The sequence below is a fragment of the Actinomadura fibrosa genome (assembly GCF_900659615.1).
GTDB classification, from domain to species: Bacteria; Actinomycetota; Actinomycetes; order Streptosporangiales; family Streptosporangiaceae; genus Spirillospora; species Spirillospora fibrosa.
Map to the genome: position 1 here is coordinate 1 of NZ_CAACUY010000550.1, position 992 is coordinate 992.

Consider the following 992-nt stretch of genomic DNA (forward strand, 5'->3'; position numbering starts at 1 on the left):
TGAGAACCAGGTGCTGCGTCGTCAGCTGGGCGGTCGGCCGCAGTGGGATCACGGCGACCGGCTGTGGTTGGCGGCGTTGTCCCGGCTGGTTCACCGCCGCCGGTGGGCGGAGATCTTCCCGGTCACCCCGGCCACGATCCTTCGCTGGCACCGCCACCTGGTCGCCCGCGAATGGACTTACACTGACCGGCGCCGGCCGGGACGTCCACCCACCGGTGTTTCGATCAAGACGCTGATCGTGCGGATGGCGCGCGAGAATCCAACCTGGGGCCATAGAAGAATCCAGGGGGAGCTGGCCCGGCTCGGTCACGCGATCGCCGCCTCCACAGTGTGGGAAATCCTACGCGCCGCTGGCATCGACCCGGCACCGCGGCGGGAGGGGCCGAGCTGGCGGCAGTTCCTGACCGCCCAGGCTCACGCGATCATCGCCTGTGGCTTCCTGGTGGTGGAGACGGTGCTGCTCAAGCGGTTGTACGTGCTGGTGGTCATCGAGCACGGCACCCGCAGAGTGCATCTGGCCGGGGTGACCGCGTGCCCGACGGGGGCGTGGGCGGTCCAACAGGCCCGCAACCTGGCCATGGAGTTGGAGGGTCGTATCGGCGCGTTGCGGTTTTTGATCCACGACCGCGATCCGATCTTCACCGCCGCGTTCGATGAAGTGTTCAAGGTTGAAGGGCTCCAGGTCGTCAGGACCTTGCCGCGGACGCCGCGGATGAATGCCGTCTGTGAGCGCGTGATCGGAACCCTTCGCCGTGAGTTGCTGGACCGGGTGTTGCTCCTGGGGGAGCGGCACCTGGCCATGGTGCTCGGCGAGTACCTGGAGCACTACAACGGCCACCGGCCACACCAGGCCCGCCGGCAACGACCTCCAGATGCCGAATGCCAGCCCAACAGGACCCCGGCTGAACCCAACGACCTGCGATCCATCCGGCGAAGACCCGTCGTCACCGGCGTGATCAACGAATACCGACACGCCGCATAACCCCAGCTCA

Annotated in this window: 1 protein-coding gene; it reads left to right on the forward strand. The window is 67.2% G+C overall.

The annotated features are described in order from the left end of the window. The coding region (locus E1300_RS49585; protein WP_207400468.1) for an integrase core domain-containing protein at positions 1-982 on the forward strand (982 nt) is incomplete at its 5' end. Positions 983-992: the final 10 nt, after the last annotated feature.